Below are 14726 nucleotides of genomic sequence, written 5' to 3'. Positions count from 1 at the left end.
CCTCAGACGTCCTCCATCTGTTGCGGTCCACCTCCACAGGCCTTGATCTCGGCCCCGTTGGGCAGCTTGAAATCCTGCGTGCGCGTGGCCGACCGTTCCTTCATCTGAGCCTTCACCGCCTCGCGCCGTTCCTTGGCAGCGGCGGCCTTGTCGGCCGAGGACACCCAATCGTCCATCTGCGCCTCGGCGATGGTGCGGGTCTCGTCGAAATGGAAATCCAGCTTGTTCTTCGATTGCGGCCCGGTATAGCCCACCTTGCCCAGATCGTAGAAGGTGCGGCCCACGCCCGCCTTGAGGAAGGCGTAGAGACAGCCCAGCAGATAGCGCCGCCGGAACCCGGTGCCGCGCCACGGATAATGGAACAGCGCCTTTTTCATGTAGAAGCGGCGGTAATTGTTCATCACCCCGTCCAGCAGTTCCCCGCGTTCCATCGCGGCGGGTTTCATGATGGGGGTGACAAAGTTATATCGACTGAAATCAAACACTTCGACCTGATCCTTCAACTCCTGGAACAAGGGTGTGAAAGGCCAAGGCGTGTACATCGACCAGTTCGCCAGATCAGGCTGCCAGTCCCAGGCCATCTGGTAGGTCTCTTCCAGCGTCTCTGGCGTCTCGTTGTCCAGCCCCACGATGAACTGCGCCTCGACCAGAATGTCGGCCTCGCGCAGCAGGCGAATGGCGGTCTTGTTCTCGTCGACGCGTGTTTCCTTGTTGAAAATATCGAGCTTCATCTGTGCCGCCGCTTCGGTGCCAAGCGACACATGCACCAGCCCCGCCTTGCGATAGAACTTGAGCAGATCGCGGTCGCGGTAGATGTCGGTCACGCGGGTGTTGATGCCCCACTTGACGCGGTCCGGCAGACCCCGGTCGATCAGTTCCTGACAGAAGGCGACAAACTTCTTCTTGTTGATGGTGGGTTCCTCGTCGGCAAGGATGAAGAAGCCGACGCCGTGGTTGTCCACCAGATCCTCGATCTCGTCCACAACGTCCTTGGGATCGCGCACGCGGTAGTCGCGCCAGAATTTCCATTGCGAACAGAAGGAACAGGTGAACGGACAGCCGCGCGCAAGGTTGGGGATCGCCACGCGCGTGTTCAGCGGGATGTAGATGTATTTCGACCATTCCAGAACGGTCCAGTCGGGCTTGATCTTGCTGAGGTCCTTGACCGTGCTTGCCGCCGGGGTCGCGACGATCTGGCCGTCGTCCAGAAAGGCCAGACCCTTGATCTTGTGCTTGTCGGCGGGCCAGCGCCCGTCCTCGATGGCCAGCATCAGTTCGGTGCAGATCTCCTCGCCCTCGCCGCGCACGATCACATCGACCCAAGGTGCCTCGGACAGGACCTGCTTGTACATGAAGGTCGCGTGCACGCCGCCCAGCATACGCACGGCATTCGGCACCACGTCGCTGGCGACCTTGAGCACATCCTCGGCGCGGTAGATCGACGGGGTGATCGCGGTCACTCCGACCACATCCGGTTTGATCTCTTCCATTTGACGCGCCAGTTCGGCATCGTCGACATTGTCGGTCATGGCGTCGATGAAATGGATGTCGTCGAACCCTGCCTGCCGCAGATGGCCGGACAGGTAGGCGACCCAGGCGGGCGGCCATGTGCCTGCAATCTCGGCACCGCCGGAGCGGTAGTTGGGATGGACAAATAAAATGCGCATTGCGACTCTCCCCGTATGTGTCAACTTATTCTGACACTTTGTTCGTCAGAAAAAATTGACACAGATCAAAACAGCATCAGACCTTTTCCACAGCCGTCGCTGTGCTAGCCTTCCCGAACCAACAGGGAGGGCATTCAGATGAACATCATATGGCTTGGACACGGATCGTTCCGCATCGAGATCGGCGATCAGGTGCTGCTGGTCGATCCGTGGCTGAACGGCAATCCGATGATGGAGGGTCAGGACAAGGACGCGGCCATCGCGGGGGCGACGCATATCCTCGTGACCCATGGACATGGCGATCACACGGCGGATGTGGTCGAGATCTCGGGCAAGACCGGCGCACCGGTCTCGGGCATGGTGGAACTCGCCAAACACCTGCACGGACTTGGCGCGAAAGAGGGCCATGCCTTCAACAAGGGCGGCACGATCACGCTGGGCAATGTGGCGGTGACGCTGGTGCCAGCCTCGCATTCCTCAACCATGCAGGTCGGCGATACCCCGCGCTACATGGGGATGGAAACCGGGTTCATCCTGCGCGGCGACGGCAAGACGCTCTATTTCTCGGGGGATACGTCGATCATGGCCGACATGGACTGGATCGGGGATTACTACAATCCCGACATCGGCATCCTGTCGGCGGGCGGCTATTACACGATGGACATGTCGGGCGTGGCCTATGCCGCGAAACGATATTTCGACTTCAAGACGCTGATCCCGTGCCACTACCGCACCTTCCCGGCGCTGGAGCAATCCGCCGAAGGGCTGGTGCGGGCGCTGCCGGATGTGGACGTGATCGAACCGCAGGTGATGGAGGCGATCAGCCTCTGAGGTGGGCGGCAAGCCCGTTCGAACGGGCTTGACCGCATTTTCGAAAATGCGGGAAGGCGTTTCGAAACGCCTTCCGGATCACTTCGACGCGTTCAGCGCCTGGTCCAGATCCGCGATCAGGTCCGTCGGGTCTTCGATGCCGATGGAAATGCGCACCACGCTGGGGCCCGCGCCCGCCGCTTCCTGCTGCTCGGGCGTCAGTTGCCGGTGCGTGGTCGAGGCAGAGTGGATCACGAGGCTGCGCGTGTCTCCAAGGTTGGCCACGTGGCTGAAGATTTGCAGCGCATCGACGAATTTGATGCAGGACTGGTAGCCGCCCTTGAGCTTGACCGTGAAGAGCCCACCTGCGCCATTCGGGCAAATGCTGGCCACCCGATGGTTGTAGGGCGAGGACGGCAGACCGGCATAGGTCACCGCTTCGACCGCGTCATGGGTTTCGAGCCAGCCCGCCACTTCCATGGCGTTCTCGACGTGCTTCTGCATCCGCAAGCTTAGGGTCTCGATCCCCATCAGCGTGTAATGCGCCGCCTGCGGGTTGAGCGTCATGCCCAGATCGCGCAGGCCGATGGCGATGCCGTGGAAGGTGAAGGCCAATGATCCGAAGGTCTCGTGGAACTTGAGCCCGTGATAGGCAGGCTCGGGCGCGCTGAGCGACGGGAACTTGTCATTGGCGGACCAGTCGAAGCGGCCTGAGTCCACCACGACGCCACCCGTGACCGTGCCGTTGCCGGTGAGGTACTTGGTCATCGAATGCACAACCAGAGTGGCACCGTGTTCAATGGGGCGGCAGAGATACGGCGTGGCGCTGGTGTTGTCGACGATGAGCGGGATGCCCGCCGCGTCGGAGATGGCCGAGATCGCGTCCAGATCGGTGATGTAGCCGCCCGGATTGGCGATGGATTCGCAGAACACCGCGCGGGTGTCGTCGTTGATCGCCGCTTTCACCGCGTCCAGATCGTCGAAATCGACGAATGTCGCGGACCAGCCGAAGCGTTTGATCGTCTGGCTGAACTGGGTGATCGTGCCACCATAAAGCCGCGTCGAGGCGACGATGTTCTTGCCCGGTCCCATCAGCGGGAACAGCGCCATGATCTGCGCTGCATGGCCCGAGGAACAGCAGACCGCGCCGACCCCGCCTTCCAGCGTCGCCATGCGTTCCTGCAACGCGGCCACGGTCGGGTTGGTCAGGCGCGAGTAGATGTAGCCCACTTCCTGCAGGTTGAAGAGCGCCGCCGCATGATCGGCATCGCGGAAGACATAAGCGGTGGTCTGGTAGATCGGCACCTGCCGCGCGCCTGTGGCCGGATCGGGCCGTGCGCCTGCGTGGATCTGAAGCGTGTCGAAGCCGTAATTTGGTCCGTCTGTCATGGTTCTCTCCCCTTGGAACTGTCTGGTTGCGCACAGGATTAGGGCATCACGTGAGGCCTCACAACTGTTGACCTGCGCGAAAGAACAGCCGCCCCCTGCCCGTCGGGTGCCTGAAGAACAGCGTTCCGAGTCAGGGACACCGGGCGAAACGACCGTACTGCGGGCTTGCAGCGCGGGCGCAATCTGCGACACAAGGGGCAGGATCGAGACAGGAGACCGCAGCGCCATGACCCTTCCCGCTACAATGACCGCCATCGAAATCACCACCCACGGCGGACCCGGGGTCCTGCAGCCCGTGACCGTGCCGGTGCCCGCGCCCAAGGCGGGCGAAATCCTGATCAAGGTCGCCTATGCCGGGGTCAACCGCCCCGACGCGCTGCAACGGGCCGGAGCCTACAACCCTCCGGCGGGTGCGTCCCCCCTGCCCGGGCTCGAAGCGTCTGGCACCGTGGCGGCTGTCGGTGCCGGTGTGTCGCGCTGGACCGTGGGCGATGCGGTGACAGCGCTTCTTCCCGGTGGCGGTTACGCGGAATACGTCACCACCCACGCCGATCATGCGTTGCCAGTGCCCGAGGGCATGCCGATGGATCAGGCGGCGGCGCTCTGCGAGACATTCTTTACCGTTTGGTCAAATGTGTTCCGGCGCGGTGACCTGCAGGCCGGGGAGCGATTCCTCGTGCATGGCGGGTCATCCGGCATCGGCACAACCGCGATCCAACTGGCGCATCTGCGCGGCGCGCGGGTGTTCACCACCGCCGGATCCGCCGACAAATGTGCGGCCTGCGTGGCGCTGGGGGCCGAGGCCGCGTGGAACTACCGCGATGTGGATTTCGTCGATCTGATGGGCGCGATGGGCGGCGCGGATGTGATCCTCGACATGGTGGGGGGCGACTACATCCAGCGCAACCTGCGGGCACTGGCCGATGACGGTCGGCTGGTGCAGATTGCGTTCCTGCAAGGCCCCAAGGCCGAGATCAATTTCGCGCCGCTGATGATGCGCCGTCAGACGATCACCGGATCGACCCTGCGGCCCCAGTCGGTCGCCGCCAAGGCCGCCATCGCCCGCGATCTCGAATCCGAGGTCTGGCCGCATCTGGCCTCGGGCCGGATCGCGCCGGTGATGGACAGCATCTGCGCGCTGGAGGATGCCGCACAGGCGCATGCGCGAATGGAAAGCTCGGTCCATATCGGGAAGATCGTGCTGAAGGTGGGGTAACGCGGGACAGGGCTTTCGAAAGCCCTTCAAGCCGCGTCGACGCGGCTTTTACCCCGCAAACCCGATCGTCGCCTCGATAGCCCGCTTCCAACCGCCGTATTTTCGGTCCCGCACCTCCGCCGCCATGTCCGGCTCGAACCGGCCATCGACTTCCCATTGCGCGGCAAACGCCTCCATGTCGGGCAGCACGCCCGCCTTGTAGCCCGCAAGCCACGCGGCCCCCATCGCGGTGGTCTCGAGCACCTTGGGCCGTTCGACCGGCGCATCGATGATGTCTGACAGGAATTGCATGGTCCAGTCCGAGGCACTCATTCCGCCGTCCACGCGAAGGGCGGTCTCCGATGTCCCGGACCAATCCGCCTTCATCGCGTCCAGCAGGTCGCGGGTCTGGTAGCCCACGCTTTCGAGGGCTGCGCGGGCGAACTCCTCTGGCCCGGAATTGCGCGTCAGGCCAAAAATTGCGCCGCGGCACTCGGCATTCCAGTAGGGTGCGCCGAGGCCCGTAAAGGCCGGCACAAGCACCACCTCCTGCATCGCGTCGGCCTTTTCCGCCAGCGGCTGGGTTTCCTTGGCCTCGCGGATGATCTTGAGCCCGTCACGCAGCCATTGCACCACGGCCCCCGCGATGAAGATCGAGCCCTCCAGCGCATAGGTCGGTTTGCCATCCAGCTGGTAGGCGATCGTCGTCAACAGACGGTTGGTCGAGGTCACGGGCGTGTCGCCGGTGTTGAGCAGCGCAAAGCACCCTGTGCCATAGGTGGATTTCATCATCCCTGGCTTGAAGCACGCCTGCCCCACGGTGGCTGCCTGCTGATCGCCCGCGATGCCGCAGATCGGGATGGCGCGGCCGAAAAGATCGGGGCGGGTTTCGCCGAAATCGGCGGCGCAATCCTTGACCTCGGGCAGCAGGGACATCGGAATGCCCAGCTTGTCGCAGATGGTCTGCGACCAGCGGCCCTTGCGGATGTCGTAAAGCATGGTGCGCGCGGCATTGGTGGCGTCGGTCACATGGACCTTACCCCCGGTCAGGTTCCAGACCAGCCAGGTGTCCACTGTGCCGAAGGCCAACTCTCCAGCCTCGGCGCGGGCGCGCACGCCGTCCACGTTGTCGAGAATCCACGCCAGTTTGGTGCCGCTGAAATAGGGATCAAGCAAAAGCCCGGTGCGGTCGGTCACCACCTCTTCGAACCCTTCGGCCTTGAGCGTCTTGCAGACCTCGGAGGTGCGCCGGTCCTGCCAGACGATGGCGTTGAACACAGGCTTGCCGGTTGTGCGGTCCCAGACCAGCGTGGTTTCGCGCTGGTTGGTGATGCCGATGGCGGCGATGTCGTCGGTGGTGCCGCCCGCCTTTTCGATGGCGGCGCGGCAGGTTGCGGCTGTGGTGGACCAGAGGTCCGAGGGGTCGTGTTCGACCCAGCCGCTCCTGGGGTAGTGCTGGTCGAATTCTTCCTGCGCCGACGCGATGACGGTCAGGGTTTCGTCAAACAGGATGGCGCGCGTCGAGGTCGTGCCCTGATCGATGGCAAGGATATGGGTCATGTGCGGCGGGCCTCCCGTGGTGACGTGTTTTATCGGTCCAGTTTTTCAGGACAGTTGGAAAGGATCAAACAGGAAAGGGAATAAAGGGGATCGGGGCGCGGAATGCGCGCCCCGATCAAAGGCAGCTTACTGCCAGGACTTGATCAGCTCATCATAGGCGATGGTCTGAGGCTCTTCGTCCTCGTTCTCCAGCTTGGGGAATGGTGCACCCGGCTGTTCGAGCCAGTACTGGGGATCGCGCTCTTCGTTCAGGACCGGACCCAGATCGCCCTGGACGCCTGCACGCTCGAGACGCGCCATCACGTCTTCCTGTGCTTCACAAAGCGCATCAAGCGCTTCCTGCGCGGTCTTCTGACCGGACATGGCATCGCCGATGTTCTGCCACCACAGCTGTGCCAGACGCGGATAGTCAGGCACGTTGGTGCCGGTGGGCGACCATGCCGTCCGTGCCGGCGAGCGGTAGAATTCGACCAGACCACCCAGACGCGGTGCGCGTTCGGTGAAGCTTTCATGATTGATCGAGCTGTCGCGGATGAAGGTCAGTCCCACATGGGATTTCTTCACGTCCACGGTCTTGGAGGTGACGAATTGTGCATAGAGCCACGCGGCCTGCGCACGATCCACCGGGGTGGATTTCATCAGCGTCCACGACCCCACGTCCTGGTAGCCGACCTTCTGGCCTTCTTTCCAATAGACGCCATGCGGGCTGGGAGCCATGCGCCACTTGGGTGTGCCGTCTTCGTTCATCACGGGAAGATCAGGCTTCACGGTGTCCGCGGTAAAGGCGGTGTACCAGAACATCTGCTGCGCGATGTTGCCCTGAGCGGGGATCGGGCCCGCTTCAGAGAAGGTCATGCCAGCCGCAGCGGGAGGCGTGTACTTTTCCAGCCATTCGATCGCCTTTTCGACGGCATAGACCGCTGCAGGCGCGTTGGTCGCACCGCCACGATCCATACAAGAACCGACGGGCTGCGAGTTCTCGTTCACGCGGATGCCCCATTCGTCGACCGGAAGGCCGTTGGGTTCACCCACGTCGCCCATGCCGGCCATCGACATCCACGCGTCGGTGTAGCGCCAACCAAGGCTCGGGTCTTTCTTGCCGTAGTCCATGTTGCCGAAGACTTCGCCTTCGACGCCCATACGGCTCAGGTCACGGCCGGTAAAGAATTCGGCGATGTCCTCGTAAGCTGACCAGTTGACCGGAACGCCAAGCTCATAGCCGTATTTCTCTTGGAAATCCGCCTTGTTCTGCTCGTCGTTGAACCAATCGTAGCGGAACCAGTACAGGTTCGCGAACTGCTGGGTCGGCAGCTGGTAGAGCTTGCCATCCGGTGCGGTTGTGAACTGCGTGCCGATGAAATCGTCGAGATCGAGCGTCGGCAATGTCACGTCCGCGCCCTCGCCGGCGATCCAGTCGGTCAGGTTGCGCACCTGCTGGTAGCGCCAATGGGTGCCGATCAGGTCGGAATCGTTGATATAGGCGTCATAGACGTTTTCGCCCGACTGCATTTGCGTCTGCAGCTTTTCAACGACGTCGCCTTCGCCGATCAGGTCATGGGTAACCTGAATGCCGGTGATCGCGGTGAAGGCGGGTGCCAGCACCTGGCTTTCGTACTCGTGTGTGGTGATGGTTTCCGACACCACCTTGATGTCCATCCCCTGGAAGGGCTGGGCCGCGTCGATGAAGAACTGCATCTCGGCTTCCTGGGCGGCGCGGTCGAGCGACGACATATCGCCGATCTCTGCATCCAGGAACGCACGCGCTGCGTCCATGTCGGCGAATGCCGGACCCGCAAGGATCAGCAGCGCCGCTGTTGAGGATTTCAGGTTCAAGTTCATTAGGTTCCTCCCCGGTATTGAGAACTTGGTTGAAGTTTGGCGCCGCCCCGTCATCGGGAGGGCGCCGGCGTGTTCGTCACACCCAGCGGAACACCGCGAGTGCATAGAGCGCGCAAACCCCGAGGGCCCAAGGCTGGTTTTCTCCGACCAGTCCAAGCCAGGCGAGGTTGATGAAGGCGCTGCCCAGAAGCGTGATGAACAAACGGTCACCCCGCGTCGTTTCGATCCGCAAGATGCCGGTGCGCGGCGTCTCGGGAAATTTGATGGCCAGGATCGTGAAGACGATCAGCAGGCTCGCGATGACCATGAAGAAGATCGCGGTAGGCCATGTCCATGCCATCCATGAGAGATCCATTATTTTAATCTCCTGTATTGCATACGGTTCGGCGTTCCGTTCACTACGGTTTGCTCAAAGACAGTTGGGTCGATGTCGGGGTGTTTTTCCAAGAAAGCCGCCGAAATCGCTCGTCCGATGTTCTGCCTTAGCGTTCCGTCGCCTAAGCCCTCCCAATCGGCAGCAAAAACGTCTTCCAACCGGTACTGTGGCCCAGTTCTCAATTTCTCCAAGCGTTCAAGGAAATCACCACCGTGAGCAGCCCACAGCTGTTTTTGTAGTTCCGTCATCACACCCTCCCCAGGGCAAAGCCCTTGGCGATGTAGTTGCGCACGAAGTAGATCACCAAGGCCCCCGGCACGATGGTCAGGATGCCCGCGGCGGCCAGCACGCCCCAGTCGATGCCCGATGCGCCCTGCGTGCGGGTCATGATCGCGGCGATGGGTTTTGCGTCGACGGTGGTCAAAGTGCGGGACAGCAGCAATTCCACCCATGAGAACATGAAGCAGAAGAACGCGGCGACCCCGATACCGCTCGAGATGAGCGGCATGAAGATGCGGGTGAAGAAACGACCAAAGCTGTAGCCGTCCAGATAGGCTGTCTCGTCGATCTCTTTCGGCACGCCGCGCATGAAGCCTTCAAGGATCCACACCGCGAGCGGCACGTTGAAGAGGCAATGCGCGAGGGCCACGGCGATATGCGTGTCGAAGAGGCCAACCGACGAATAGAGCTGGAAGAACGGCAGCGCGAAGACGGCGGGCGGCGCCATGCGGTTGGTCAGCAGCCAGAAGAACAGATGCTTGTCACCCATGAAGTGATAGCGGCTGAACGCGTAAGCTGCGGGCAAGGCCACGGCCAAGGAGATCACCGTGTTCATGACCACATAGATGAGCGAGTTCACGTAGCCCATGTACCAGCTCGGGTCGGTCAGGATCGTGCGGTAATTGTCCAGCGTGAAACTGCGCGGCCAGAGCGTGAAAGAGTTCACGATCTCCGTGTTCGTCTTAAGACTCATGTTCAGCAGCCAGTAGATCGGCAGCATGAGGAACAGCAGGTAGAGCCCCATCACGATGACCGAACCGTTGACGCGGACACGCTTCTTGGTGCCGCCAGCGGTCAGATCGCCGGGAATGCGGGTCGTGGTTGCATCGGTCATCGGCTCAGCCCTCCCGCTTGTCGAGATTGATCATGACTGTGTAGAACACCCACGAAATCAACAGGATAACAAGGAAATACATCAGCGAGAACGCGGCTGCCGGCCCAAGATCGAACTGTCCCAGGGCCATCTTCACCAGGTCGATGGACAAAAGCGTTGTGGTGCTGCCCGGTCCACCGCCAGTCACGACGAACGGCTCGGTGTAGATCATGAAACTGTCCATGAAGCGCAACAGGATTGCAATCATCAAAACACCCATCATCTTCGGCAATTCGATGAAGCGGAACACCTTCCAGCGCGACGCCTGGTCGATCTTGGCGGCCTGGTAATAGGCGTCCGGAATGGATTGCAGACCCGCATAAGCCAAGAGCGCGACCAGCGAGGTCCAGTGCCAGACATCCATGACGATGATCGTGACCCAGGCGTCAAACGGATCGTTGGTATAGTTGTAGTCGATTCCAAGTGCGGCCAGCGTGTGACCCAAGAGGCCGATATCGACGCGACCGAAGACCTGCCAGATGGTGCCGACCACGTTCCACGGGATCAAGAGCGGCAGCGACATGAAGACAAGGCAGAAGCTGGCCCAGAAGCCTTTTTTCGGCATGTTGAGCGCCACGAACACACCCAGCGGAATCTGGATCAGCAGGATGATGCCCGAGAACATCAATTGCCGCCCCAGCGCGCCCCACATGCGGTCGTCGTTGAGCATTTCCTCGAACCATTCGAGTCCCGTCCAGAAGAACTCGTTGTTGCCGAACGTGTCCTGTACCGAATAGTTGACGACCGTCATCAGCGGGATCACCGCCGAGAACGCCACGAGGATCAGCACCGGCAGGACGAGGAACCATGCCTTCTGGTTGACTGTCTTGTCCATTACGCGGCCTCCCCCACGGATTGCGAGCGATCGGGCGCGATGCGCCAGTCGTTGACATAGACATTCACATGCGCCGGATCGAAGCTGACGCGGTTCATGTCGGCGCTGACGGGGTCGTCTTCGCCTGCGATGATGTTGATGTCATGGCCTTCGAACTGCGCGCGAATGATCTTGTGACGGCCCACATCCTCGATCCGACGGATCGTCACGGGCAGACCTTCGGACTGGCTGAGGCGGGCAAACTCGGGGCGCACGCCGATCTCGACCTTGCCGCTGGCCGGTCGGTAGCCGCCCGCAAGCGGGATGGTCTGCGAGCCGACTTTCGCCATGGTGCCCTCGACCTCGGCGGGCAGAACATTCATGCCCGGAGAGCCGATGAAATAGCCGACAAACGTGTGTTCCGGCTGTTCGAACAGCTGTTCGGGTGTGCCGATCTGCACCACACGACCGTCATACATGACCACCACCTTGTCGGCAAAGGTCAGCGCCTCTGTCTGGTCATGGGTCACGTAGATCATGGTATGGCCGAAATCATGGTGCAGCTTTTTCAGCTGCGTGCGCAATTCCCACTTCATATGCGGGTCGATTACGGTCAGCGGTTCGTCGAACAGCAGGGCGTTCACGTCCTTGCGCACCATGCCCCGGCCAAGACTGATCTTCTGCTTGGCATCTGCGGTCAGCCCGCGCGCCTTTTTGCGCAGCGTGTCTTCCATGCCGATCATCCGGGCGATTTCCTGCACGCGCTGCGCCACATAGGTCTCGTCGCAGCCGCGATTGCGCAGCGGGAAGGCGAGGTTGTCGTAGACGCTCATCGTGTCGTAGACGACCGGGAACTGGAACACCTGCGCGATGTTGCGCTGGGCCGTGGGGGCATGCGTCACGTCCTGCCCGTCGAACAGGATGCGGCCTTGGCTGGGATGAAGAAGGCCGGATATGATGTTGAGAAGCGTGGATTTTCCGCATCCGGACGCCCCCAGAAGCGCATAGGCCGCGCCATCGTCCCAATCGTGATTCAGCTCCTTGAGAGCGAAATCATCCTCGGATTTCGGATTGGGCAGGTAGGAATGTGCCAGGTTATCGAGTGTGATCTTTGCCATTTCCGTTCCTTCAGGCCGCCAGCGCGTAAGATGCTGGCGCGATCATCCTGCCCTGTTCGTCAAAGACATAGACATGCCGCGGATCGAGCCACACGGTCAGATCCTCGCCCAGTTTCAGATCGTGCACGCCGTGGATCAGCCCGACCCAGCGCTGGCCGTGGTGATCGAGATGCACAAAGGTTTCCGACCCGGTGAGCTCGGTCACGGTCAGGCGCGTCGTAAAGAACATGGCGTCCCCCGCGTGCTGACCTATTTCAAGATGATTGGGGCGGAACCCGGCGGTGTAGGTGCCGTCCGGCAGATCAGCAAGGCGGCCCATGGCCTGCGTCGTCTTGTTGTCGCCAAAGCTGAGCTGGTCGCCCGATTTGGTGATTGGCAGGAAGTTCATCGGCGGATCGCTGAACACCCGCGCCGTGGTGGCATCGACCGGCTGGCGGTAGACCTCGGGCGTGGGACCGAACTGCGTGACCCGGCCCTCCCACAGCGTGGCAGTATTGCCACCCAGAAGCAGAGCCTCTTCGGGTTCGGTGGTCGCGTAGACGAAGATCGAGCCCGATTCCTCGAAAATCTTGGGGATCTCGATCCGCAATTCCTCGCGCAGCTTGTAGTCCAGGTTGGCGAGCGGTTCATCAAGCAGGACAAGCCCTGCATTCTTCACCAGCGCGCGGGCCAAGGCACAGCGCTGTTGCTGCCCGCCGGACAATTCCAGCGGCTTGCGGTCGAGCATCGGTGTCAGTTTCATCATCGCGGCGGTGTCCCGCACGCGGCGGTCGATCTCGGCGCGGTCGACGCCCATCAGCTTCATCGGGGACGCGATGTTCTCGTAGACGGTCATCGACGGATAGTTGATGAACTGCTGGTAGACCATCGCCACCTTGCGGTCCTGAACGCGCATGCCGGTGACATCCTTGCCCTGCCAGATGATCCGTCCGGTCGCAGGCACATCGAGCCCCGCCATCAGGCGCATGAGCGACGTCTTGCCAGACAGGGTTGGCCCCAGAAGCACGTTCATCGTGCCCTTTTCCAGTGTCAGGTCCGTGGGGTAGATATGGGTTTGCCCCTCGACCACCTTGGACACGCCTTTGAGTTCAAGCGTCATGTCCGGCCCCCTATTCTGCGGCTTTGGACCGGGATTGGCGCTGATCCGCCATCCAGTTGTCCAAACCCTTGATTTGATCCGCGCTCAGGCGCAGGCCCAGCTTGTTGCGCCGCCACACCACGTCTTCGGCGGTGTGGGCATATTCCTGTGACATCAGCCAGTTCACCTCGGCCTCGGTCAGGGTCGCGCCGAAATCGCGGCCCAGGTCGGCGGCTTCCCGTGCGGTCCCGAGGATCTCGGGCGCTTCGGTGCCATAGGCGCGCGCAAGGCGGCGCGCCCAGAAGGCATCGAGGAAGGGAAACTTGTCTTGCAGGTCCGCGACAAGCGCGTCGAACCCGTCGACCGGGAAATCCCCGCCGGGCAGCGTGACACCGGCTGTCCACGGACCTTTGACATTGGGCAGATGTTCGGAGACCTTGTCCAGCGCGCTTTCGGCAAGGCGGCGATAGGTTGTGATCTTGCCGCCAAAGATGTTGAGCACCGGTGCGCCGCCGGTGGCATCGACCTTGAGCGTGTAATCCCGCGTTGCCGCCGTCGCGCTGCTGGCCCCGTCGTCATAAAGCGGACGAACGCCGGAATAGGTCCAGACCACATCGGCATCGCCGAGGTCCTGCTTGAAATACTGGTTGGCGAAGTTCAGCAGGTAGGATTGTTCCTCCGGGGTGCATTCGGGCGTTTTGGACGGATCGTCGTGTTCGGCGTCGGTGGTGCCGATCAGGGTGAAATCGGTCTCGTAGGGAATGGCAAAGATGATCCGGCCATCCGTACCTTGAAAGAAATAGCACTTGTCGTGATCGTAAAGCTTGCGCGTTACGATATGCGAGCCGCGAACAAGACGCACACCTTCGGTGGAATTGAGCCGCACCTTGGTCTGGATGATGTCGCCCACCCACGGACCACCGGCATTCACCAGCATCCGGGCGTAATGCGTGTGGGTCTCGCCACTTTCGGTATTTTGCGTTTCTACGCGCCACAGGTCACCCTCGCGCGCTGCCGACAGCACCTTGGTGCGGGGAAGGATCGTGGCACCGCGCGCTTCGGCATCGCGGGCATTCAGCACGACAAGGCGCGAATCCTCGATCCAGCAGTCGGAATATTCATAAGCCTTGGAAAACCGGTCTTCCAGCGGCGCACCTTCCGGCGTTCCGTCCAGTGACAGGGTCCTGGTCCCCGGCAGGATCTTGCGGCCCCCGAGGTTGTCATAGAGAAACAGCCCCAACCGGATCAGCCAGGCGGGACGGCGTCCCTTCATCCACGGCATCACGAAATTCAGCAGGCGTGATGTGGGCGTGTCGGATTCGAACCGCATATCCTCATGATAAGGCAGGATAAAGCGCATCGGCCAGCTGATATGCGGCATTGCCTTGAGCAACACTTCACGTTCGACCAGCGCCTCGCGAACAAGACGGAATTCGAAATATTCCAGATAGCGCAACCCGCCGTGGAACAGCTTGGTCGAGGCCGAGGATGTGGCCGAGGCAAGGTCGTTCATCTCGGCCAGTGTCACCGACAATCCGCGGCCCGACGCGTCGCGTGCGATGCCACATCCGTTGATGCCACCACCGATGACGAAAAGATCTGCTGGTTTGATGGTTTGGTCGATCACCGCGTACCACCTCCCAAGGCCACGTAAATCCTCTGCGATTTATGCGGATTGAGCAGCCATCACGCAAGGCGAATTTGTTCGTTTATGTTCGTTTTTATCT

13 protein-coding genes are annotated in these 14726 nt (G+C 61.4%); 2 read left to right on the top strand and 11 right to left on the bottom strand.

Annotation, left to right across the window (positions count from 1 at the left end; all coding sequences use genetic code 11):
* Positions 1–2 precede the first annotated feature (2 nt).
* Positions 3–1667, bottom strand: a complete 1665-nt coding sequence (gene bchE, locus IEV82_RS05180; protein WP_188480914.1) for a magnesium-protoporphyrin IX monomethyl ester anaerobic oxidative cyclase — start codon at positions 1665–1667, stop codon at positions 3–5.
* Between the two features lie 138 nt (positions 1668–1805).
* On the opposite strand from bchE, the gene IEV82_RS05175 reads away from it, so the two are divergent.
* Entirely contained in the window at positions 1806–2498 is a 693-nt protein-coding gene (locus IEV82_RS05175) for a metal-dependent hydrolase (protein WP_188480913.1), read from the top strand.
* Positions 2499–2576: 78 nt separating this feature from the next.
* Here IEV82_RS05175 and IEV82_RS05170 read toward each other — a convergent pair whose 3' ends face one another.
* Positions 2577–3866, bottom strand: a complete 1290-nt coding sequence (locus IEV82_RS05170; RefSeq protein WP_188480912.1) for an O-acetylhomoserine aminocarboxypropyltransferase/cysteine synthase family protein — start codon at positions 3864–3866, stop codon at positions 2577–2579.
* Positions 3867–4092: 226 nt separating this feature from the next.
* Here IEV82_RS05170 and IEV82_RS05165 point away from each other — a divergent pair, with 226 nt between their 5' ends.
* Complete coding sequence (locus tag IEV82_RS05165; RefSeq protein ID WP_188480911.1) at positions 4093–5082, top strand: NAD(P)H-quinone oxidoreductase; 990 nt, start codon at positions 4093–4095, stop codon at positions 5080–5082.
* A gap of 48 nt (positions 5083–5130) precedes the next feature.
* Here the strand turns inward: IEV82_RS05165 and glpK are convergent, their stop codons facing one another.
* The 9 genes from glpK to glpD form a co-directional block, all read right to left on the bottom strand.
* Positions 5131–6621: a glycerol kinase GlpK gene (gene glpK / locus IEV82_RS05160; protein ID WP_188480910.1), complete on the bottom strand. Its 1491-nt coding sequence runs from the start codon at positions 6619–6621 to the stop codon at positions 5131–5133.
* A 126-nt stretch (positions 6622–6747) separates the two neighbouring features.
* A complete protein-coding gene (locus tag IEV82_RS05155; RefSeq protein ID WP_188480909.1) occupies positions 6748–8460 on the bottom strand; it encodes an ABC transporter substrate-binding protein in 1713 nt (570 codons plus the stop codon).
* 76 nt (positions 8461–8536) lie between these two features.
* Entirely contained in the window at positions 8537–8815 is a 279-nt protein-coding gene (locus IEV82_RS05150; RefSeq protein ID WP_188480908.1) for a DUF2160 domain-containing protein, read from the bottom strand.
* Positions 8815–9084 (bottom strand): hypothetical protein, encoded by a 270-nt coding sequence (locus IEV82_RS05145; protein WP_188480907.1) that lies wholly within the window; start codon positions 9082–9084, stop codon positions 8815–8817. The genes IEV82_RS05150 and IEV82_RS05145 overlap by 1 nt, the downstream gene beginning before the upstream one ends.
* Positions 9084–9950: a carbohydrate ABC transporter permease gene (locus IEV82_RS05140; protein WP_188480906.1), complete on the bottom strand. Its 867-nt coding sequence runs from the start codon at positions 9948–9950 to the stop codon at positions 9084–9086. The genes IEV82_RS05145 and IEV82_RS05140 overlap by 1 nt, the downstream gene beginning before the upstream one ends.
* Before the next feature lie 4 nt (positions 9951–9954).
* Positions 9955–10824, bottom strand: a complete 870-nt coding sequence (locus IEV82_RS05135) for a carbohydrate ABC transporter permease (RefSeq protein ID WP_188480905.1) — start codon at positions 10822–10824, stop codon at positions 9955–9957.
* On the bottom strand, positions 10824–11921 hold the full coding sequence (locus IEV82_RS05130; RefSeq protein ID WP_188480904.1) for an ABC transporter ATP-binding protein: 1098 nt from the start codon (positions 11919–11921) through the stop codon (positions 10824–10826). Before IEV82_RS05130 ends, IEV82_RS05135 begins: the two co-directional genes overlap by 1 nt.
* Before the next feature lie 10 nt (positions 11922–11931).
* On the bottom strand, positions 11932–13020 hold the full coding sequence (locus IEV82_RS05125) for an ABC transporter ATP-binding protein (RefSeq protein WP_188480903.1): 1089 nt from the start codon (positions 13018–13020) through the stop codon (positions 11932–11934).
* A 10-nt stretch (positions 13021–13030) separates the two neighbouring features.
* A complete protein-coding gene (glpD, locus tag IEV82_RS05120; protein WP_229747684.1) occupies positions 13031–14626 on the bottom strand; it encodes a glycerol-3-phosphate dehydrogenase in 1596 nt (531 codons plus the stop codon).
* Positions 14627–14726: the final 100 nt, after the last annotated feature.

This window comes from Marivita lacus (assembly GCF_014637725.1).
Classification (GTDB): domain Bacteria; phylum Pseudomonadota; class Alphaproteobacteria; order Rhodobacterales; family Rhodobacteraceae; genus Marivita; species Marivita lacus.
Note: the sequence above shows the minus strand (reverse complement) of the source record. Positions and strands in the feature narration are given on the sequence as shown.